This is a genomic window from Paenibacillus sp. PL91 (genome assembly GCF_012935325.2).
Lineage (GTDB): Bacteria > Bacillota > Bacilli > Paenibacillales > Paenibacillaceae > Pristimantibacillus.
This window is the reverse complement of sequence record NZ_JABBYG020000001.1, coordinates 1-21,880: the sequence shown is the minus strand read 5'-3', so window position 1 is coordinate 21,880 and position 21,880 is coordinate 1. Positions and strand designations below refer to the sequence as shown.

Sequence of the window (21,880 nt, the reverse complement as noted above, 5' to 3'; positions counted from 1 at the left end):
CCCACCCTGCCAATTAGAGTTATGCTAGCATTAACGGAAGACGGACTACGATTTTGGAGCCTAGTCCTCTTTCGCTTTCAATCGTAAGGCCATAGCCGGTGCCGTGCGTCAGCTTAATTCTCTCGTTCACGTTATACAAGCCATACCCTCTATCCTCGCTGCTTTGCCGGATCGCATGGAACGATTCATTCATTTGGGCGAGCCGCTCGGCGTCGAAGCCGATGCCGTCATCCTCTACCACGAGCACCAGCCTGCTTTCCTCTGCCTTGCCGCTGATGCGGATCATCCCTTTGCCAAGCTTAGCTTTGATGCCATGATAAATCGCGTTCTCGACGAGCGGCTGCAAAATAATTTTGAGCACGCTTTGCGTCGCAAGCTCCGGCGGAATATCGATCTCATAGGACAGCTTATCCTCGTATCTCGCCATTTGAATGATGAGATAGCTCTCCACATGCTGAATCTCATCGCTGAGCGGGATGACCTCTCTTCCTTTGCTGAGGCTGATGCGAAAAAGATGCGTCAGCGCGACTACGATGTCGACGATATCGTCCGCATCCCGGTCCTGCGCCATCCACTGAATCGTATCGAGCGTATTGTACAGAAAATGAGGCTTAATTTGAGCCTGCAAAATTTTCAGCTCCGCCTCCCGCTTCTCCTTCTGCTCCAAATAGACGAGGTGGATCAGGTTGTCGATTTCCTGCACCATATTGTTAAAGCTGCTGCCCAGCTGTCCAATTTCGTCCTTCGTCTTGCTCGGGAAGCGCAAGTGAAGCTCGCCCTCCTCGACCTTCTTCATCAGGCTTCGCAGCTTGCCAACGGGACGCACGATCGAATTGGTAAAATACCAGGATGCCATAAAAGCTAGCAGCAGCGTGACCAGCGCAATAATAACGGTATAAAACTGAATGTCTGCAACGACCTGAAGCGATTCCTTGAGCGGGAATACCCCGATGATCCGCCAATCGAATTCCGGAAACGTATTGTACACCATCTGGTATTGCTGCTCATTAATATGACGGAATACTTTGCCCGAGCGACCCTCCAGCCAGCTCCCCGATATGCGGTACACGATCGGATTGACCGGGGAATAGACGACGCCGCCGTTCTCGTCCATGATGAATATAAATCCGCTCTTGCCAAGCGGCGCCGATTCGATAATATCCTGAATGATGTCCAGCTTCATATCGATCAAAATGGCGCCAATCACTTCGCCTGTAGCAGGGTCCTTCACTGCCCGCACGAACGACAGCACCTGATCAGCGCTCAAATTTTGCTCGCCTCTTATATTTCTTCCGATCGGATGGCTGAACAAATGGATATGATCCGGCTGCAGGACAGCCTTCTTGTACCATTGCTCCTCCGTCATGGGATCTCTTGCAATCTGCTCCAGCCCGGCGCTAGCGAATTGATTGTTACCGCTTACAATCATGGCGCCCGCAATCTCAACATGCTTCTCGAGATAGACCCCCTGCAGTTTTTTCACTTTAGATTCCAGCAGCGGAAAATGCTTGGAATCGGTGTTGGACCATTTCATAAACTGAATGACCGACGAATCCTGCGACAAGTAATAAATAATGTTATCCATTTCTTGTATGTATACTTCGATGTGGTTTTTGACCTGATCCATCATCTGGACCGTATGTGCGTTCGTTTCCTCTTCGATTGCATTTTTGTACAAAGTGCTGCCCAGAAAGCTAAGCGCCAGAATAGAAAATAAAGTAATAATGACAAAATAAAACAACAGCTTGAAACGGATACTTCTATTCGCAAACAGCCCGCTTAGCATAGACATCCAATCCGTTCTCATAAAATAGTGTTGCAACTCCATTTTAATGCGAAAAACGAAATTACAAAAGAGAATTTTCTCTTTTGTAATTTCGTATTTTCCTTACTTTTCCATTAACTTATGAATTAATATTTGCGATTAGGCAATGCATCGATTGCTTTTTGCCCGAAATATACATCCTCATCGGATTTAATCCATTTTTCCAGCGTAGCGCCAGCCTTGTAATCTAGAATCGCTTGCTTGAGCTGCGGCCCAAGAAGCGGATTACATTCAACCGTAACATTCATTTTGCCTTCAGCTATCGCTTCGAATGCCGCTTTAATGCCGTCTACGCCGATAATTTTGATATCCGTACCCGGTTTAAGGCCCGCTTCTTCAATCGCTTGAATCGCGCCTAGCGCCATGTCATCATTATGTGCGTATACGACTTGAATGTTTTTATCCTTTTTCAGGTAAGCTTCCATAACTTCTTTCCCTTTGGCGCGAGTGAAATCACCGGTTTGGGAGTAAACGATTTTGTAGCCGGCTTCACTGGCAATCGCATCTTCAAATCCTTTTTTACGGTCATTCGCCGCGCTTGCACCTACTGTGCCTTCGAGCTGAACGATGTTGACTTGCGCGCCGGCTCCGAACTCTTCGATCATCCATTTCGCTGCGTTTTGGCCTTCAAGAATAAAGTCCGAGCCGATAAACGATACATAGAGGTCTTCGTTGCCTTTGGAAATGCCGCGGTCAAGGAGGAATACGGGAATGTTTGCATCCTTCGCTTCTTTAAGCACCGTCTCCCAGCCCGATTCAACGACAGGAGCAAGCCCGATCGCATCCACTTTCTGAGCGATGAAGGTACGAATCGCTTTAATTTGGTTTTCTTGCTTCTGCTGCGCATCGGAGAATTTCAGCTCGAAATTCGGATCCTCGCCAAACGTCGCTTTAACCGAGTCCGTTTCGGCATCGCGCCAGCCGCTCTCCGCGCCGATTTGCGCGAAGCCTACAACAAGCTTCTTGTTCTCTGCTGGCGCTTCTGTTGCAGCCTCCTCTGTCTTCGGCTCGTTTGTTGCATTGCCGCTTGCTGGTTTGTTGCCCCCATTGTTGCTGTTGTTCCCGCAGCCTGCGATTAAACCCACTAACATGATCGTTGCAAGCATCGTAATAAAAAAAGGTCTCTTTCTGTTCATTCTTACTTCCTCCCTTTCAAGCTTCTATTGGCTACACTTTCAATATACAAATTTTGCATTTGGTCTGTATTTACAAATTAACGACTTTATTTTCAAATTTCGGTTTATTTTTGGAAGCTGGCAACGCGCTTTTTTCTTTTCTCATCACAATAATTCGTTGAAATGCCATGAAAAGAAATAATAAGAATCCAATCGTAATTTTTGTCCACCACGAGCTTAATGACCCCTGGAACATGATGATCGTTTGAATAATGCCGGTGCAGAGCACGCCAAGTGTCGGCCCGATCAAATAACCGAAGCCGCCCGTTAACAAAATGCCGCCGATGACGCAAGCCGCAATCGCATCCATCTCCATGCCCATCAAATGCAGGGAATAGCCCGACAGCATATACAGCGTAAACACAATGCCGCCGATCGCGGAAAATAACCCGCTTAAGGTGTATACCAGAATCGTCGTTTTCGCTACCGGCAAGCCCATTAATACCGACGACTTCTCGCTTCCGCCAATGGCATAAACCGCTCTGCCAAACGAGGAGTAGCGGCCAATGAATAGAGCAGCAACGACAACGGCAGCCGCAATGAGTACGCTGATCGTTATGAAGCTATCGCCCCATACGTGAATTTTGTGCTGGGACAGCCAGACGTACGAAGGATTGTTAATGACGATGCTCTCCGTGCTGATCAGAAAGCTGATTCCTCTTGCGAGGAACATGCCTGCGAGCGTTACGATCCACGGATGGAGCTGAAAGCGTTGAATCAAATAACCTTGACCGGCGCCGAACAGCGTGCCGATCACGAGCGCAGCAATCGTTACAACAAAAGCGTTAGCCCCCTGCTGGAACAACTCCGCTGACACCATGCTGATAAGTGCGACGACCGAGGCTACCGATAGGTCAATGCCTCCTTTTATAATGACGAAGGCCATTCCTGTCGCCACAATGATGAGATAGGCGTTGTCTATGAATAGATTCAAAAAAACCTGCATCGAGAAAAACCCGGTATACAGCGCAGCGCCCGATCCGTATAAAATAAATAAAAGCAGCAGCGTAGCGAGCACAATAATGTTGTTATGGCTAATTTTCATAGACACCTGCTTCATTATGCTGCCACCTTCTTTTTCACCAATTTAAACGATTGCCGGAACACGTCGGATTGAATCAAGCAAACGACAATAACGACTACGGCCTTCACAAGTAAAATGCTCGAGGGCTCCACGCCCAGCGAATAAATCGTCGTCGTCAGGCTTTGAATGAACAACGCGCCGAAGATCGTTCCGCCGAGGTAAAAGCGTCCGCCGCGCATCGATGTCCCGCCAATAACGACAGCAAGAATCGCATCAAGCTCCATCCACAATCCCGCGTTATTCGCATCCGCGCTCGCTACGTTTGAGCTGATAATAATGCCGGCAATGCCGGCGCAAATGCCCGTAATCGTATAGGCGGTCATGAAAATCACTTTCGGCCGGATGCCCGCATAGCTGCTCGCCGTCTTATTGCCGCCTGCCGCCTCAAGAAAGAGGCCAAAGGCGGTACGCGTTTTGAATAGATACACGATTATAAAAACGCCCATTGCGATGAACAGCGGGAAAGGAAGGCCAAGCAAATGCCCTTTGCCGATAAACTGGTACGCTTTGTCGCTTGTCGTAAGCACCTGTCCGCCCGTAATGAGCTGGGCGATGCCGCGGCCAATCGTGAGCAGGATCAAGGTCGCTACCATCGGCTGAATGCCGATGATGGCGACGAGCATCCCATTCCATAAGCCGCACATCAAGCCAGCCCCGATACCCGCCAAAATAACGAGCCAGAGCGGATACCCATCCAGCATAAATACCGCGATGGCTCCCGAGATTGCCAGAACGGAACCAACCGAAATATCGATGCCCTCCTTGGCAATAACTAACGTCATGCCAATGGCGATAATAATGAGCGGCGAGCCGTTTTTCAAAATATCGATCAAATTGCCGAATAAATGGCCATCCTTCCACTCCATCCGGAAAAAGTCAGGGATGACCATTAAGTTGAATAAAAATAAAACGACGATCGCGAGAATCGGCCAAATCATTTTTTGCCTGCCTAAGCTACGCGCCAATCCCATCAGACCCGCCATACATTTCCGCTCCCTTCGCGATCATTTCCATAATGACGTTCTCCCGCATGCTCGCTCCGGCAACCTCGCCAATTTGAATGCGATCTCTAAGCACTATAATCCGGTTGCAGCATTGCACCATTTCTTCAAGCTCCGCGGAAATCATTATTATGGATATGCCGGCAGCCGCCAACTCCAAAATGAGCTTGCGTATTTCCATTTTGGACCCGACATCGATGCCGCGCGTCGGCTCGTCCAGAATGAGCAGCTTCGGCTGCGTGGCGAGCCATCTAGCCAAAATCACCTTCTGCTGATTGCCGCCGCTTAAGTTTTCAATCTTTTGCTCCGCGCTTGGCGTCTTAATTTTTAACAGCTCGATGTACTTGTTCGCGATTTCCTTCTGCTTGCGCAGCGGAATGAACGAGAACATGCCTTTGCGAGCTTGCAGCGCAAGCACGATATTTTCACGGATGGTAAGCTCGCCGATAATGCCTGCTACCTTGCGATCCTCTGGTGTGAAGCCCAGCCCCTTCTGAATCGCTTTCTGCGGATACATGGAGGAGATTTGCTCGCCGCCAATCGTCAGCGTGCCTTCATCGGCCTTGTCTATGCCAAAGATCAGCTTAGCGATCTCTGTCCGGCCCGAGCCGAGCAGTCCTGCAAGACCAATCACCTCGCCTTTCCCGACCTGGAGATCGATGGGATTGATGCTGCCTTTCTTCCCAAGCGTGCTCGCCTTCAGGAAGCTTTCACCGGAAATGCGTTCCACCGCTTTGCTGCCGGCCGCTTCCTCCGTGCTCCATTCGCGGCCGATCATATGCGATACTAGCTCGGTTTTGGACAAATCCTTCGTTATATATTCACCGACAAGCGAGCCGTTTCGCAGCACGGTAATCCGGTCTGTCACCTCGTATACCTGATCGAGAAAATGGGTAACGAACACGATGCCCATCCCTTCCTGCTTCAGCTTGCGCATCACCTTGAACAGCTGCTTCACTTCATTCGCGTCCAGGCTTGAGGTTGGCTCATCCAATATAAGAATGCCGCTCGAAATATCAACCGCTCTTGCGATAGCGACCATTTGCTGAATGGCAACCGAATAATGCGACAGCGGCTGCTTCACATCGATATGGAGATCAAGCCGCTCAAGCAGCCGCTCGCTATCCCGGTACATTTTGTCCCAATCGATGAATCCGCGTTTCCTTGGATGCCTGCCGACATAAATATTTTCAGCTACGGTTAGATTGGCGCATAAATTAACCTCTTGATATACGGTACTGATGCCAAGCTGCTGCGCATCAAGCGGAGATTTTGGCTCAATCGGCCGCCCCGCCAGCTTCACCTCGCCCGAATCCCACTTATAGACGCCTGTCGCAACTTTAATCAGAGTCGATTTGCCTGCGCCGTTCTCTCCCATCAAAGCGTGAATTTCTCCCTTTCTGAGGGCAAAATCAACATTCGACAGCGCCTTGACGCCAGGAAACGTTTTGCTTATCCCTTTCATATGAAGCACGTAATCAGTGCTCATTGACCTTCACCTCTTTCCATTTTCACCTCCAATTGTAGGAAATAGGGCAGCCTTGCGTATTTAGAAATATAGGTCTTTTTTTTAACAATTCGGACATTTAGATTAGTTGAGGCAGTGCGGAATGAGCTTAAAGGAGAACGGTGAAAGTGTCTGAAAAGCAAAAAAAGGGCGCCTCGGCAGCTGAAACAGCTCCAAGACGCCCTCTACTTTTGTCGTTTAAAAACTTGACTCAGCTCGATTTCAATTAACCGAAGCCGCTCCCATAAAATCAGCGATGAGCACTTTTTGGCCGATTTTAGCGCTCTCAACAGCGGCAAGCACCATCGCCATACTGTAGATGTTGTCGCTGCAATCCGTTTCCGGCTTGCGATCTTCCGAAAGCGCGGCAAACATATCATCCAAGCAGCCTTTATGGAACGTATTCGCCATTTCCGGAAGCTGCGTCTCTACTCGCTCATATTCGCGAATAAATTTGCCGCTCTGGTCGCCGGCAGCTACGATCTCCGCATACGGATGGCCTGCACCGTCCCAAATCGCGGTGCCATGCTCGCCGGTCACCCGCCAAGACGCTTCCCATGAAGTAGGCACGCCCTCTGCGCACCACGAGCCGCGATAGTTAAAGACAGAGCCGTCGGACATTTCATAGATACAGATTGCCATCGCGTTTCCTGCATACCATGAGCCCGGTGGATTAAACTCTTGGCAATAGACGGAAACAGGATTCGCGCCGGAAATATATCTCGCTTGGTCAAACGTATGAATCGCCATATCGAGCAGCAGCGGACTCTCCATCGCATCGCGGAAGCCGCCAAAATGCGCGCCAATAAAAAAGTCAGCGCCAACGAATCCAATCTTTCCGATCGCGCCTCCCTCGATCAGCCCTTGAAAGGCGCGAATACGCGGATCAAACCGGCGATTTTGCATAACGGCATGCGTCCTGCCGGTAGCATGAGCCATGCGAACGATTTCATTGCAATCGCTCATCGTTTCAGCAAGCGGCTTCTCGCCAAACACATCGCAGCCCAGCTCTAAAGCAGCCGTACTAATCGCATAATGGCTCGCCGGAATCGTAACATCGAATACCAACGTAGCGCCTGTCTCCTTAATCGCTTGCTTAATGTCGGTAAAGGTTGGGCAAGCAAGCCCTTTGCGCTCCGCCATTGCCCCAGCAAACTCTTCTTTGATATCAACGAGCCCAACTATTTCCGTATCTTCCCGTTCCTTCGCATAGTCCACCCACGTGTTCGCCATCCCGCCGCAGCCGGCAATGACGACTCGATGCTTCGTTGTCATCGGATTTCCTCCTCGTTTTCGCTTCGCTAAATTAGACTGGATTGGGAACAAAATCGCCGCCGCGGCAGCGCTTCAAATAATTCAAAGCATGAACCTGCCCTGTCATTTCCAGCTCATCCTTATAAACAGGATCATGCCAGCCCTCAATATCGATCGTGCCTTTGTAGCCATTCTGTCTCAAAATCGTAATAATGTCCGACCAGTTGCTATCGCCGAAGCCCGGCGTCCGGTGCCATACAAACTGCTGCTTGCTGTGCACGCCATGCTCCTTTACGATATCCCACGCAATCGTTGCGTCCTTGCCATGCACGTGGAACACCTTGCCTGCCCATTTGCGCAGCTGCGGAATCGGATCGATCAAGCTTACCATTTGGTGGCATGGCTCCCATTCCAGTCCGATATTATCCTCGGGCACCGCATTAAACATCAGCTCCCAGGCGGTCGGGTTATGCGCAATATTCCAATCGCCGGTTGCCCATGTGCCACCCATATCACAATTTTCAAAAGCGATCCGTACGCCCTTAGCCGCTGCCCGCTTCGTCAGCTCGCCGAACACTTCCTTAAATTTCGGTATGGATTCATCGATTGAGCGGTCCGTCAGCCGTCCAGTGAAGCCGGATACGATATCTGCACCGAATAGATGGGCATGATCGATAAGGCGTTCCCAGCTGGCCAGCGTGTCGGCATTATTGCCTTCTCCTGTCAACGGGTTTCCGAAAACGCTTACAGCTGGAACAACAAAATCATGCTCATCGGCAAGCGCTCTTACTCGTTTAGCCATTTCAACCAAATCCGTACTGCCGGTCGTTTGCCAAAAGGTTAAGTTAAACGATTCAAATCCATGCTTCACAATTTGCGGAATGACATGATCCGCGTTTCCCCCGCCTACAAGCGTTCCAATTCGTAATTTGTTGTCCATTGTTGTATATCACTCCAATATTGACTTATAGTATTCGTAACAACTCCATTATAGCTAGGAGTTATGCAGATCACTCTATACAATCTTGAGCAAAAATAGTCTAATCTTGTGGTGGTGAGCAGATTGACCTATCCAAAAGAGCTTTGGGAAAACACCCGTCTCGAGCATAAAACATATCCGATACAGCTATTCCAAAATCGCTGCCATAACGTCTCGCCAAATGACTGTATCCTTTATTTGCATTGGCATGAGCATTTCGAGATCATCGTCATGCGGGAAGGGAGCGCGCTGTTCCATATCGACAGCCGCCCTTACATTGTGTATGTGGGAGACGTCATCATCATACCTGGCGGAGGGCTGCATGTGGGCTATGCCCTTCACAGCGAAAATGTTCATTACGATTGCATCGTCTTGAACGCATCCCTCTTCAATGATTGGGTTCATGATCCTGTGCATGCCCAGTTTGTCGCTCCTTACCTGGAGGGCCGGCTGCATTTTCCCGTAAAACCATCGGAGCAGGATGAGCAATGCTTAAGGCATAACACGCTGCTGGATGAAGTGATCACTGAGCTTGCCACGAAGCCCCCGGCTTACCAGCTTATCGTCAAGTCGAAGCTGCATACGCTGTTTACGCTGCTCTCCCGCACCTTCATGGAACGGCAGCTTGCAGGCAAGCCTGCTGAACCGTACTTTGTCAATCGCGATCGCTTTAAGACGCTCATCCAGCGCATTGAATCCGATTTTGGCGAAAAAATGTCCATCGAACAAGCGGCGAAGCAAGTGAGTCTTAACCCCTACCATTTTTGCAAACTATTCAAAAAGCTGACCGGGCGCACCTTTGTGGAATACGTCAACGTCTGTCGCATGAACGAGGCGGAGCGGCTGCTTCGCGAGAGCAATGATACCATAACTGAAATTGCCGCCATCGTCGGATGCGAGAATCCGAACTATTTTACGAAGCTGTACAAGCAGTACAAAGGGATGACGCCTTCGCAGACGAGGAAGAGCTAAAGCGAAGATCATCTATTCCTTTTTAATCCAAACATGCAAGAGATATAATGGTTAAAGTTTGGTTAAAGTAGATACTTTATTAATATTTTTAATCGCTATATAATGAGAATTATGGATATAGCAACCTTCTATAGTAAACTAGCGTCTAATATACAACGATGACAAAAGGAGCTATCTGGATGTTTCCGATTAAAAATAAATATTTTATCGTGGCGATATTTGCGATCATGATTACCGTCATGGCAGCTGGCTGCAGCAATGGTGCCAGCGAAGAGAAAAACAGCGCCAACCCAACCCATACGACGGGTGCTGCCGATGCGCTTGAGGCTACAGACGCGGCAGATGAGCCAACTGCTACAACAGAGCCTGCTGCAACGATTGTGCCTACTGAAAACGCGGCAACGGAAGAACCAGCTGCAACAGCAGCGCCGACAGAGGACCTTACAACAGAGAAGCCTGCTAGCACATTAGCACCGACGAAGGATGCTTCAACCGAGAAGCCTGCGGCAACAAAAAAACCGATCGAAAACTCGGAAGCGAAAGAAACAGAAGTGGCTAAGCCGACCAAGAAGCCTGCTTCAACACCAAAGCCGGAACCGGCAGCGAAGCCAACTAAAAAGCCGGGTGCAGTTATTCCAACGCAAGAACCAAGCGTGAAGCCTTCGGCAACGCCAACGCCTTCCACCATTACAATGGCAACGCCATCACCTACGCCTAAGCCAACAACGAAGCCAGATCCGGAAAATCCATTCGGTGAGGTTACTGTTGCCGACATTGCAGCCAAAATTACAGCGGATGCCGGACTCGGACCGCTAACGGCTGTTGAGGACGATCAGGTGAAGGACGTCTATGGCATAGACATGGAAGCCCTGCTGGTTGACGGCATTTTCTATCAGCCTAAGATGATGATTCAAGCTGGTGAATTCTCCGTCGTCCATCTCAAATCGGAAAAAGACTATGCGGATATCGAGGCGGCATTTGAGAAGCGGGCCGAAGCGGTGCAAAAAGCGTTCGAAACATACTTGCCTGACCAGTACGAGCAAGCGCTAAACTATCAAATTATAAGCAACGGAAATTTTGTTCTCTTCTCCATTTCGCCGGACCAGGAAAAGACAGCGGAAATTTTCAACGGCTTCTTCAAGAAATAATCGTCAGCTATCCTAAATAAAAGCTGGAGCAGCTCTTTTTTGGTGAAAGCACCAAAGAGCTGCTCCAGCTTATTTGTTATTCCCTATTAAATTGCTGTGCTCGACCAACCGGCTTTCGCTGCCCCAGCAGCGGGAACTCGCCGATTCTCAGCTTCGCGCTGCCGTAGGGAACAAGCTCAAGCTCAGTCACCGGCTGTCCTTCCGTGTTCGGATTCAGCGGCGGCGTGCCTGCATTGTTTCCTTCCATTTTCCAGTCGCGCACGAGCTTGCCGCTTGCCTTCAAGCGAATAGGCGAGGCAGAAGCGTCGAACGGTTGGTAGGGAACAGCCTTTCCGCTTTCCATAACCTCAAAAGCAGTATCCGCAAGCAGCCCGAACTTCCATGGCGAGGACGGGTAAAGCTCCCAATCGTGGAACATTTCACGCTCTTGCAGCAGCTGCCAGTTTTCTGCAATCGGCATTGCATATACGAGCGGCCCTCGCTCCACGCTTACCGCGTATAAGTTGCGGGATAAGGTGATTACCTCCATCGGCAGCTTAAGTAATAGCTTATCCCCGTCATGCCATTCACGATTTACGCGCGCATAGCCGTTTGCGGCATCCAATGCTATCGCTTCTCCATTTATGGTTAAGCTTGCTGCCTTGCACCATCCCGGAATGCGCAGCGATAGCGCAAATGCAGCGGGATGCTCAAGCGTAAGCTCGATGGCCACTTCATCGCGGAACGGATATTCTCCGCCTACGCGTACCTCAGCTGCAACGCCGCCCGCAACGATAGCTTTCACACAACATGGAGCGTACGATACGGCTGCCAATCCTCCGCTAGACTCCGCCATCCACAAATGAGAAGCAAGCTTTGGCCACCCTTGATGCATGTTTGACGTGCAGCAGCCAAAATGAGGCTCCAAGCCAAACACATTCGCATCCGGGCCATTGGTCCAGCTTCTTGGCGCAACATTGCACATGATTTGATTCACTTGCTGGTCATATTGATGCGAGGTCCAATCCTTTGAAATCGCAGCCGGAAGAGCGTTGAATGCTACCTTCTCCAAAATGTCTCCAAAGCGTCCTTCACCAAAAATACGAGTAAGCTGCTCCATCGAGTACATATACTCCACTACCGCGCATAGCTCGACGCCTTGACTCGGATGTGTGCCCGATAGCCACTCATCCCCTGAGAACATGCCATGCGCCTGTCCGTGATAGGTCATCAAGCTGTCTATCCCGCGATGAACCGCCTCCCGTTGTATGTCTTCTCCATACAGCTCATACAAAATGCCAGGCATCTTGATTCCCATCGCCACATTCACGACATGCGTCCGCAAATCCCATTCATCCACCTTGCGCCAAAACGGAAAATCATAAAAGATGTCAGTCCAATCCAGCGTTTGACTCGCAACGATATCCGCAAGCTTCAACAGCTCATCGTCTTTCGTTTTCTTATAAAGCCATAGGATACAAAGCAGCAGCTCCGAGCCCCGGGACTCCGCCCAGCTCCTCAGCGGCTGCTCCTCGATTGTCGCCCTTACAAAACCTAGAAATTTGCTCAGAAACGGTACGATCCGCTCATCTCCCGTTGCTTCTTCAAACTGCATCATGACCTTCAGCATAATCATGAAATGCCACCAGTCCTGCTGCTTGTCTACCTCTTGATTCACCGTTTCGATTACTTTTGGTCCAAAAAATCCGTTCTCCTGCTGGCTTGCAAGCGACCACTCCACCCACCTATTCGCTTTGGCAATAAGCCGCTCGTCTCCAAGAATATACGCTAGCGGCAGCAGACCATCCAAATAATAAGGGCCGCGCTCCCAGCTCTCGCCATTCCCGCCAATCCAGCCGCTACTTGGTCCAACATCAGGCCAATGCTCCTCCAAATGACCCGTTAATCCGTCTGCTTGTATCCGAAGTTGATTATATAACCAGCCTTCGGCCTTAATGCTGCCCAGCGGCAGCGCCGCAAATGCTTCATTTCGATTACTCATGCCTCGCACACACTCCTTCATACCGTAATAACCACTAACCGAATATAGCATGCAAGCAGCTTCATTTGGATAGACGATCTCAACCCCTTTTTATCCAATCACAACATCGTCATGAAAGCGATATCTTTACTCTGGCTGCAATAATCATTTATGATTAGTCGACACTGATTCATTAAGGAGTGAGTCCCGAATGTTCCAATTCATATGTCCGCCGCTGCCTCATTTCATGCAAGTCGGCGAAGATACATATCCGGTCTTCGGCAAACATGCCGACCGCTCAAATATTGGCGTATTCGATCTAATCGTCGTAACGCGCGGTTGTTTATATATGGAGGAGGAACAGCGGGAAATCGACATCTCAGCCGGCCATTATGCGATCTTGCGCCCCGACCGAGCGCACCGGACGACGAAGCCCTGCAGCGAGGAGACCCACTTCTATTGGCTTCATTTTCATACCGTCGGTCCGTGGAGCGAAACGAATGAAGAAGAGACCTTTACACTCTCCAAGCACGAGCTTCCCTTTGCACAGATCGAATACTTTCCTTTTCATCTCCCTAAGCAGGGGAAGCTGCCGACGCCGCAAGCCGTTGAAGAGAAAATGCGTGAGCTGCTTCAATTGCAGGAGCAGCCCTCCTTGCATTCCCGCTGGACGCAGCAGCAGCTATTTCATACGCTGCTCCAACTGCTTCAGGAAGAGAGCGGGGCAGCAGCGGATAATCCCTATTTGCAAATCGCAGAGGCGGCTGCCCTGTTCTTTCGTCGCCATTATCAAAACCCGCTCAGCTACAAGCTGATGGCGGAGGAGCTGCATTTTCACCCCAACTATATTGCCATTTGCATGAAAAAGACATTCGGCTGCACGCCGCTTGAATATTTGACCCGTTACCGGATCGAAAAGGCTAAGCGGCTGCTCATTCATACTAATGAGCCGATCGGAAGAATTGCCGAGGATACGGGCTTTGGCTCCTTCCCCTATTTCATTCGCTGCTTCAGCAAGCATACAGGCACGAAGCCGAAAGCGTTCCGCAACCAGTACCGATCCAACTAAATCAACTTAAAGCTCTTGTAACTTCCAAAATTTCCTTTATACTTAATTAAAATTTACGTTTGGAGGGATGTTTTGTGGCTATGTTTACGGAAAGACTCCTGATAAGGCAATTGGAAGCTAGCGATGCTGAAGCTTTGGAATTATTAATCGATGACTATGACGTTGCCAGCACCACGTTAAACATCCCTTATCCCTATCCAAAAGGCTCTGCCGCTGCTTTTATCCAACATCGCCATGAGGTTGCCCAGGGCGGGGACGGCTATGCTTTTGCCATTATCAACAAAGAAGACCTTACTTTTATGGGATCTATCGGAATGAATATTAATCAAAAGCATGACCGGGCCGAGTTAGGCTATTGGCTGGGAAAACGCTACTGGAACCAAGGTTATGTTACCGAAGGAGTCAAGCGCATTATAAAGTACGGCTTCGAGGAGCTGAAGCTTAATAAAATCCATGCCGCAGCCATGACCAGGAACCCCGCCTCGTCGAGCGTGATAACAAAATCCGGGATGCAATATGAAGGCACCTTCCGCCAGCATTTTCGCAAATGGGATCAGTACGAGGACATCGCTTATTACGGGATTTTGCGCGAGGATTATTTGAAAATAGGCTCTGTTGAAAAATAGAATAATACAAAAAAAGGACTTCGAATTTTGAAGTCCTTTTGTTTTCTCTCCAATACTAGTGTCTAAAATTGTAGCCTACGATCGCTTCGGTTTGTGCATCGATATAAATGCCGATCGGTCCAAGGAAAGGATCTTGATCCGTTTTGAAAATAACGCGGACGATTTGATTTTCATTCTTTGTTTTCCCATCCCTATTGGAAGGTATACTTTCCCACTTAGATGGTGTAACTTCAGCCGAATACCAATCATTAATAACCGTCACTTTCTCTTCTTTCAATAAGGAATGCCAAGCAATTTCACGCATTTTCACAGCGTCATAAGTTGCATTTTCCGGGGCTGGAGTCGTTAGTTCAAATTCCATTTCTTCACTATATCCTGATAAGCCGCTGCCATTTTTTTGCGTGCCAACAAAATCAGCGTTCAGCTTAACCGCTCTGTGGGGAGAGATAGAAATGACTTTAGCATCAAATACCACTTCAGCAGGTGGTTCATTTATAAGAGGTCTTATAGACACGCTTTCCGCTTTGCCGTAATTATATACGGTAACTGAGCAGCTCGCTATTACATCATTCTCTTTCCCGTTGAATGTACACTTATTATTTTTTATGGAATAATCGATCTTCTCTACTGAGGATGTATGATATAGAAGTAGAAAGAGGCTTTTCTCCGAAGCAAACGGGAACAACCATATGAGCAAGATGCAGCCGATAATCATTTGATTACGGAATTCTTTACCTTTAGAACGATATGCTCTGCGCGTTAAAATAACAGCGACGAAAAACAGAGTAATGCCAATGATCCCTGGGAGATAAAAACCGGTATGATCAATGTTTGTCCATGAAGATAATCCAAATGTGTTTAACATGCGATCACCTAATGATGTCCCCGTATGGTCTTTAAGGATAATGAGTAATGCAACAAAAATGAGCACGGGATACAATCTCTTTTTTTTCAGAGCAGATACCTCCTATTAGTCAACGATAACAAGTATATGTCTCTTATAACGCAAACGAACACCAATATGTTACATATGTGGAAAAAGACTGCCTCGGCTTTATCCGCTAGGCAGTCTTTTTCCTAATCAGTATTCGTATAGTCTAGCTATCAGTAATAACGCCCTTCTTCAAAATAAGATTGGCGTAAAGCGCGCTCTCGCCTGTAGCAATGACTGCGTAAGCCTTCTTTGCCCGCTCATAGAATGCGAAGCGCTCCACCTGCTCGAAGGGCTCCGAGAGACCCGTGCGCTGTTCGATGATTGAACGGTATTGCTCCCAAATCGGCGTTTCCACCGTATCTCCGGCAACAACCTGCATAAGCGCAGCTGGCTTCTCGACGTATTGGTCGAGCGGGAACAAGCGCAGTATTGCTTCTAGCAGTTCAGGCACATGATGCCCATCGGCGCGGATAAGGCGCTGTGCATGGCTTGCCCCCGGAAAGTTGCCGTCTGCCAGTACGATTTCGTCGCTGTGGCCCATTTCACTGAGCACCTTAAGCAGTTCAGGGGAAATCAATTTCGATATGCCGATCAGCATGCGTGCCTCGTCCTTTCTTTTCTACATTCAATCGTAATAAATAATCGCTATTTCATTACCTCGGTTAACCGCTCAAACGACACAAATGCCATATTCCATTCCATCGTTTGCTCAGGGGCATATTCATCGATAGGGAATGACGCTGCGACAAGCCGGCGTGCATCCTGCAAATTGGCACACTCACCCAGCGCTACGAGCTGCATGAGCATGTTGCCAATCGCACTCGCTTCCACTGGCCCCGTCCATACAGGACGGCCAATCGCGTTTGCCGTTAGCCTGCACAGCAGCTCATTTTGAATGCCGCCGCCAACCATATGCAGGCCGTTGAATGACTGTTCCGTTAAAGCTTCCATCTGTGTTAACGCCTGACGGTATCTGAGCGCAAGGCTTTCTAATATACATCTTGCGATTTCGCCTACCGTCTGTGGAACCGGCTGCGACGTTTGGCGGCAATAGGTTTGAATGCGGCCAATCATGCCAGACGGCGCATAGAAGGACGGATCGTCGGGATGAATGAAGCTGCGGAACGGCTCGGCGCGTTCCGCTTGCACAACGATTTCAGCAAACGACCAATCGTTGCCTTGCTCCTCCCATTCCCGCTTGCATTCCTGCAATATCCACAAGCCCATAATGTTTTTGAGCAGCTGGTACGTTCCCCCGACCCCGCCTTCGTTAGAGAAATCGAGCGCCAGTGCCTCCGGCGTAACGAGCGGTCCTGGAAGCTCCGTTCCAAGCAGCGACCAAGTGCCGCAGACGAGATAAGCAAATGCGGCTTCGCCTGCTGCCGGAACAGCTGCAACCGCTGATTCCGTATCATGCGTGCCAACCGCTACCGCCATAATGGGCGGTACATCAAGCTCTGCACACACGTCTGGCGTTAGCATCCCCACCTTCGTACCAGGATGAATCGGCTCTATAAATAAATGGCTCGGAATGCCGAGCTGCTCCATAAGCTCCCTGTTCCACTGCTGCTCCTTTGGCTGATAGAGCTGCGTGGTAGTCGCCATTGTAAACTCGCACACCTTCTCGCCAGTCAGAAAATAAGCAAGCAAATCCGGTGTGAGCAGCAGCGTGGTTCCCGCTGCAAGCTTAGGAGACGCCGCTTTTTTCATCGCATACAGCTGATTGATCGTATTGAAGGGCATAAACTGCAAGCCGCCTTGCTCATACAAGCGGTCTTTGCCAATAAGCTCGTTCAGCTCTTCAATGATCCCCTCCGTTTGCGGATCGCGGTAATGATAAGGGTTGCCCAGAAGCTCCCCATTGGCATCCAATAACCCAAAATCGACGCCCCATGTGTCAATGCCAAACGTTTGTGGAGCGAAGCCTTCTTGGAAGGCTTTGCGAATAGCAATCTTCAGCTCCTGCAAGAGGCGCAATATATCCCAGTGCAAATGCCCGCCAACGGCGATCGGCTGATTCGGAAAACGATGAATTTCCGTTACCTTCAGCTTCTTTTGCCCGCTTGCCTCATCAGGCAGCAGCTCGCCGATTAATGCCCTGCCGCTGCTTGCGCCTAAATCGAAGGCGAGCACGGTCGCAAGCTTCGTCATGCCCTAAAGCCTCCTTTACGTAAAAGCTAGCGCCATGATGGCGCCAGCCGCTTACTTCATCTTTTGCAGCAATTCGATCCGGTACGCTTCGCTTTCAAGCGATGCGATTTCTTCGAACTCTTCCTTCGTAAGCACCTTTGGCTCGCGAATCGCTTTGGCGATCAAATATATTTTAGTGCTTTCCTCGACAACCTCAGTCCGGTAATACGCTTCGCGCAAATTGCGGCCCGATGTCACAAGGCCGTGATTGCCGAGCAACACGGAGCTTGCTTCATTCACTTTCGCTACATAAGCGTCTGCGAGCTTATCCGTCGTAGGAAGAACATACGGTACGTAAACGGTTTTGCCTACGAGCGCCGCTTGGTCCGGGAACATAATCGGCAGCTCCTGCTCAACTAATGTGAAGGCGATGCAATAAGGCGGATGCGTGTGCACGATTGCCCCGATATCCGGGTTGGCGCGATACGCATAAAGATGCATCAGCACCTCTGAGGACGGACGAAGGCCGATATCCGTCATTTCACCCGTCTCGATATCCACCTCGACCCATTGATGCGGCTCTACTTCATCAAGGGCGAAGCCGCTTGGAGAAAGGTACATTTTACCCTCGAATTTAGCGCTGATGTTGCCGCCTGGCCCTACGACCAGCTTGTTCGTTACCGTCTTGCGCGCATATTTGCATAGCTCATTGCGAATGTCTGTGCTGCTCATTGTAAAACCTCCAATTTATTTATAAATAGGCCCGAAATTTTGGCAAGCACGGTAATCCGCACTCTCCGCATTGGCAGTTCCGAACAAGCCCCATGCTCTAGGACGGAAAATGCGTTCTTCTGGAACATTGTGCATATTAACCGGAATCCGAAGCATGGAAGCGAGCGTAATTAAATCCGCTCCGATATGCCCGTAGCTGATCGAGCCGTGATTTGCTCCCCAGTTGTCCATAACCTCATATACCGAATGGAAAGCGCCCTCTCCCGTAATGATTGGAGCAAACCAAGTCGTAGGCCACGTTGGATCTGTACGATTGTCCAGCGTGTTATGCACATCCTCCGGCAAATCAACCGAATAGCCTTCCGCAATTTGAAGCACCGGACCGATGCCTTTTACCAAGTTGATCCGAGACATCGTCATCGGCATGCCGCCGCGTGTTAAATAATCGGAGGAGTAGCCGCCGCCGCGGAAATATTCAACGGAAGCCGGACGCCATGATGTAGCATTTAGACATTTTTGCGCCTCGTCCTCAGAGATTTCCCAGAATGGCTTCATAGCCGGCTGGCCGTCCCTTGTCTGCTCGCCAGTACCATCCATCGTTGCCGAACCTGAGTTAATCAAGTGAAGGAGGCCGTTCGCTGCTGCTCCCTCGAGCTTATGTCCGGTTACGCGTTCAACTGACTCAGGGCTCCAGTACGTACGAACGTCCGCGAAAATTTGAGCGGTATTCGTAAGCAGGTTGCCAAACAGCATCGCCACGCCGTTCAAGCTGTCATTCTCCGTTGCCACCATATAAGGAGCACGGATTCCGTTCCAGTCGTAGGAGGAATTGAGCAGCGTTTCCATGAAATCGCCGTTTGGAAAATGGTCCGTCCACTGCCGCTGGCCTTGAAAGCCTGCAACGATCGCATTGTGGCCGCCTGCCTCCTCGCCGAAGCCAAGCTCCGCGAGCCTTGGATTGCCGACCATGAGGTCACGGGCAATTTGCGTCATTTTAACAACCGTTTCCCAGTCTGCGTCCTTCTGCTCTCTCGAGGTTTGAAGATGGGATGGATTGTTGTCCTTGCCTTCAATACAGTTTTCCTTCACCCACGTAAGCGCTTTCTCAAACTCCGCAGTATCATAAATGTTTTCTTCCATGCGGCGTACAAATTCAGTCATGTCAATATATTCGGTACGCATGCCGAGATACTCTTGGAAAAACGCGTCGTTTACGATTGAACCTGCGATGCCCATCGAAACCGAGCCCATCGATAAGTACGATTTGCCGCGCATGTACGCTACAGCAAGAGCCGCTTTGGCAAAACCGAGCAGCTTGTCTTTCACATCAAACGGAATGGAAGTGTCGCCTGCATCCTGCACATGCTCGCCATAAATGCCGAACGCCGGAAGCCCTTTTTGCGCATAGCCGGACAATACCGCCGCTAAGTATACTGCGCCTGGGCGCTCTGTCCCATTGAAGCCCCATACCGCTTTCGGAATGGAAGGATCCATATCCATCGTTTCGGTACCGTAGCACCAGCAAGGCGTAACCGTTATCGATACCCCTACTCCTGATTTGGCAAATTTATCGGCGCATGCCGCCGCTTCAGACACTCCGCCAATACAGCTGTCCGCAATGACACATTCAACAGGCTCGCCGTTCGGGTAGCGCAAATGCTCCGATAACAGCTTCGCAGTCGCGATTGCCATGTTCATTGTTTGCTCCTCTAATGATTCGCGAACCCCTTTCCGTCTGCCGTCAATGGTAGGGCGAATGCCGATTTTTGGAAATCCGCTTTGGAAACGCAAGTTTGTGTCCGTCATGAATAAAACCTCCATTAGGTTATAATAATGTTACCGATAACCCCAAAATAACAATAAAAAAGGTTGCTGTCAATGACTACTTTTCTGTATGATAGAAACTATGATTTAGCGATAAGGGGACAAAGAAATGGTAACGATTTATGATGTAGCGGCCAAGGCTAGCGTATCCGCTATGACCGTCTCCAGAGTTATCAATAACACTGGCAAAATAAGCGAGAAAACAAGAGCAAAGGTAAAACGCGTCATGGAGGAGCTTGGCTATGTGCCCAATCAAACGGCGCGCAGCCTCGTGCTCCAGCAGACAAAGCTGCTTTTTCTGCTCATAACCGATATTATGAACCCGTTCTATACGACGCTCGCCCGCGGTGCCGAGGATGCAGCCAAGCGCTCCGGCTACCGCCTGCTGTTCGGCAACAGCGATGAAAGCTTAGAGAAGGAATCCGATTATGTGACGACGATTTTGACAACGCGCGTCGACGGCGTTCTGGTTGCGCCTGCCGGCGATCCTTCGCTGCCTCATTTGGTGTCGCTGCGCAAGCATAACGTACCGTTCGTGCTGCTTGACCGCGAGGTGCCCGGCGTCGATTGCGACATTGTGCTTGGGGACAGCAAGGATGGAGCGAGACGCCTCGTGGAGCATCTTGCCTCGCAAGGCCATCGCACGATTGCTATGGTGAACGGCTCCCCCTCCATCTCCAGCGCGCGCCTGCGGCTGCAGGGCTATCAGGATGGGCTGAAGCTCAATGATTTGGCGTATGATGAGCGTTATGTATTTGAGACGAGCTTCGGGCCGTTAAATGATTTGACCGAAATGGGCGAGTGGCTGGATCAGCTGGCGCCTGCTCCTACCGCTATCGTGGCGGGCAACAACGTGCTTGCCGTCGAAATATTAAGGCTGCTGCGCGACCGGGGATTGCGTGTGCCCGAGGATATGTCGATCGTTTGCTTCGATGATCTTGGACCTTATTCGGAGGTTGAGCCCTTCTTGACCGTTGCCGCCCAGCAGGCTTACCAATTCGGCTACATGGGCATGCAAATGCTCGTGGAGCGCATTCAAGAGCGCGAAACGGTGCTTCCGTGGAAAAAGATCGTACTGCCGGCGGACCTGTTGATCCGCAGGTCGGTGAAGGAAATCGTGCAGCTTAAGTGATGCTGCCGCTTGCATAATGAAACGAGCCGTTAGAATCGCTTCTGAGGCTCGTTTTTTTCTTTGCGGAAATCGTATATCGTTATCTTGTCCTACCTTGAAGACGAACAGGATTAACATAAAATTATTCGTTGGAATGATCTACTCCGTCAACCTCCCCCCTACCCCCTTGCAGTCGAACAAAAGTAACATTAACTTGTCCCTATTCATTTTAGATAAGGAAGCAATTAAACCACTAAACTGTTAAGACTGTATAGACTCCCAAACCAATTGGTCATTCCCCTCGCAGTTGAATATGAATTAACAGGAAATTGTCCCTCTAATTTTTTGATACGTCGACGAATAATTCAATTAACTGGAAATCTCCTGTTAAAACCAGGAATTTCGCTCTCATTCAATAGAAAGCAGAAAATTAGCGGGAGAAACGGCTAGGCCCCCTAATTCCGGAGTCTGGGCCCCCATAAATCAGGTTTTCATAGAATAGCTTGATTTTCCGTCTGATTACAACGCTCTATGGAAATCTGAACGGTC

General features: G+C 49.7%; 18 protein-coding genes. 5 read left to right on the top strand and 13 right to left on the bottom strand.

Going from position 1 to position 21,880, the window contains the following annotated elements; all coding sequences use genetic code 11:
* Nucleotides 1-19 precede the first annotated feature (19 nt).
* The 7 genes from HI950_RS00090 to HI950_RS00060 all read right to left on the bottom strand — a co-directional run bounded on the left by HI950_RS00090 (nucleotide 20) and on the right by HI950_RS00060 (nucleotide 8,786).
* Nucleotides 20-1,807, bottom strand: coding sequence for a cache domain-containing sensor histidine kinase (locus tag HI950_RS00090; RefSeq protein ID WP_223285054.1), 1,788 nt, complete (start codon nucleotides 1,805-1,807; stop codon nucleotides 20-22).
* 104 nt (nucleotides 1,808-1,911) lie between these two features.
* The gene (locus HI950_RS00085) at nucleotides 1,912-2,961 is read right to left on the bottom strand and encodes an ABC transporter substrate-binding protein (protein WP_169082153.1); all 1,050 of its coding nucleotides are present in this window, start codon (nucleotides 2,959-2,961) and stop codon (nucleotides 1,912-1,914) included.
* A 70-nt stretch (nucleotides 2,962-3,031) separates the two neighbouring features.
* On the bottom strand, nucleotides 3,032-4,060 hold the full coding sequence (yjfF, locus tag HI950_RS00080) for a galactofuranose ABC transporter, permease protein YjfF (protein ID WP_169082154.1): 1,029 nt from the start codon (nucleotides 4,058-4,060) through the stop codon (nucleotides 3,032-3,034).
* The gene (locus HI950_RS00075) at nucleotides 4,060-5,067 is read right to left on the bottom strand and encodes an ABC transporter permease (protein ID WP_169082155.1); all 1,008 of its coding nucleotides are present in this window, start codon (nucleotides 5,065-5,067) and stop codon (nucleotides 4,060-4,062) included. Before HI950_RS00075 ends, yjfF begins: the two co-directional genes overlap by 1 nt.
* A complete protein-coding gene (locus HI950_RS00070) occupies nucleotides 5,039-6,574 on the bottom strand; it encodes a sugar ABC transporter ATP-binding protein (protein WP_169082156.1) in 1,536 nt (511 codons plus the stop codon). The genes HI950_RS00075 and HI950_RS00070 overlap by 29 nt, the downstream gene beginning before the upstream one ends.
* Nucleotides 6,575-6,814: 240 nt before the next feature.
* A complete protein-coding gene (locus HI950_RS00065) occupies nucleotides 6,815-7,867 on the bottom strand; it encodes a Gfo/Idh/MocA family protein (protein ID WP_169082157.1) in 1,053 nt (350 codons plus the stop codon).
* Nucleotides 7,868-7,898: 31 nt separating this feature from the next.
* On the bottom strand, nucleotides 7,899-8,786 hold the full coding sequence (locus tag HI950_RS00060) for a sugar phosphate isomerase/epimerase family protein (RefSeq protein WP_169082158.1): 888 nt from the start codon (nucleotides 8,784-8,786) through the stop codon (nucleotides 7,899-7,901).
* A 114-nt stretch (nucleotides 8,787-8,900) separates the two neighbouring features.
* Here HI950_RS00060 and HI950_RS00055 point away from each other — a divergent pair, with 114 nt between their 5' ends.
* A complete protein-coding gene (locus HI950_RS00055) occupies nucleotides 8,901-9,797 on the top strand; it encodes a helix-turn-helix transcriptional regulator (protein WP_411268059.1) in 897 nt (298 codons plus the stop codon).
* A 179-nt stretch (nucleotides 9,798-9,976) separates the two neighbouring features.
* Nucleotides 9,977-10,945, top strand: a complete 969-nt coding sequence (locus tag HI950_RS00050) for a DUF4358 domain-containing protein (protein ID WP_169082160.1) — start codon at nucleotides 9,977-9,979, stop codon at nucleotides 10,943-10,945.
* A gap of 76 nt (nucleotides 10,946-11,021) precedes the next feature.
* On the opposite strand, the gene HI950_RS00045 is transcribed toward HI950_RS00050, so the two are convergent.
* Nucleotides 11,022-12,926 (bottom strand): beta-L-arabinofuranosidase domain-containing protein, encoded by a 1,905-nt coding sequence (locus HI950_RS00045; protein ID WP_169082161.1) that lies wholly within the window; start codon nucleotides 12,924-12,926, stop codon nucleotides 11,022-11,024.
* Nucleotides 12,927-13,116: 190 nt separating this feature from the next.
* Between HI950_RS00045 and HI950_RS00040 the strand changes: the two genes are divergently transcribed.
* The gene (locus tag HI950_RS00040; protein WP_169082162.1) at nucleotides 13,117-13,974 is read left to right on the top strand and encodes a helix-turn-helix transcriptional regulator; all 858 of its coding nucleotides are present in this window, start codon (nucleotides 13,117-13,119) and stop codon (nucleotides 13,972-13,974) included.
* A gap of 80 nt (nucleotides 13,975-14,054) precedes the next feature.
* Complete coding sequence (locus HI950_RS00035; RefSeq protein WP_169082270.1) at nucleotides 14,055-14,600, top strand: GNAT family N-acetyltransferase; 546 nt, start codon at nucleotides 14,055-14,057, stop codon at nucleotides 14,598-14,600.
* A 55-nt stretch (nucleotides 14,601-14,655) separates the two neighbouring features.
* On the opposite strand, the gene HI950_RS00030 is transcribed toward HI950_RS00035, so the two are convergent.
* From HI950_RS00030 to HI950_RS00010, 5 genes are all read right to left on the bottom strand, one after another.
* The gene (locus HI950_RS00030) at nucleotides 14,656-15,531 is read right to left on the bottom strand and encodes a hypothetical protein (RefSeq protein ID WP_169082163.1); all 876 of its coding nucleotides are present in this window, start codon (nucleotides 15,529-15,531) and stop codon (nucleotides 14,656-14,658) included.
* Nucleotides 15,532-15,697: 166 nt separating this feature from the next.
* Nucleotides 15,698-16,132 (bottom strand): L-fucose mutarotase, encoded by a 435-nt coding sequence (fucU, locus tag HI950_RS00025; RefSeq protein WP_169082164.1) that lies wholly within the window; start codon nucleotides 16,130-16,132, stop codon nucleotides 15,698-15,700.
* A gap of 47 nt (nucleotides 16,133-16,179) precedes the next feature.
* Nucleotides 16,180-17,685, bottom strand: coding sequence for a rhamnulokinase (locus tag HI950_RS00020; RefSeq protein WP_169082165.1), 1,506 nt, complete (start codon nucleotides 17,683-17,685; stop codon nucleotides 16,180-16,182).
* A gap of 51 nt (nucleotides 17,686-17,736) precedes the next feature.
* Nucleotides 17,737-18,396: a class II aldolase/adducin family protein gene (locus HI950_RS00015; RefSeq protein ID WP_169082166.1), complete on the bottom strand. Its 660-nt coding sequence runs from the start codon at nucleotides 18,394-18,396 to the stop codon at nucleotides 17,737-17,739.
* A 15-nt stretch (nucleotides 18,397-18,411) separates the two neighbouring features.
* Nucleotides 18,412-20,202, bottom strand: coding sequence for an L-fucose isomerase (locus HI950_RS00010; RefSeq protein WP_169082167.1), 1,791 nt, complete (start codon nucleotides 20,200-20,202; stop codon nucleotides 18,412-18,414).
* 127 nt (nucleotides 20,203-20,329) lie between these two features.
* Between HI950_RS00010 and HI950_RS00005 the strand changes: the two genes are divergently transcribed.
* Nucleotides 20,330-21,352: a LacI family DNA-binding transcriptional regulator gene (locus tag HI950_RS00005; RefSeq protein ID WP_169082168.1), complete on the top strand. Its 1,023-nt coding sequence runs from the start codon at nucleotides 20,330-20,332 to the stop codon at nucleotides 21,350-21,352.
* Nucleotides 21,353-21,880: the final 528 nt, after the last annotated feature.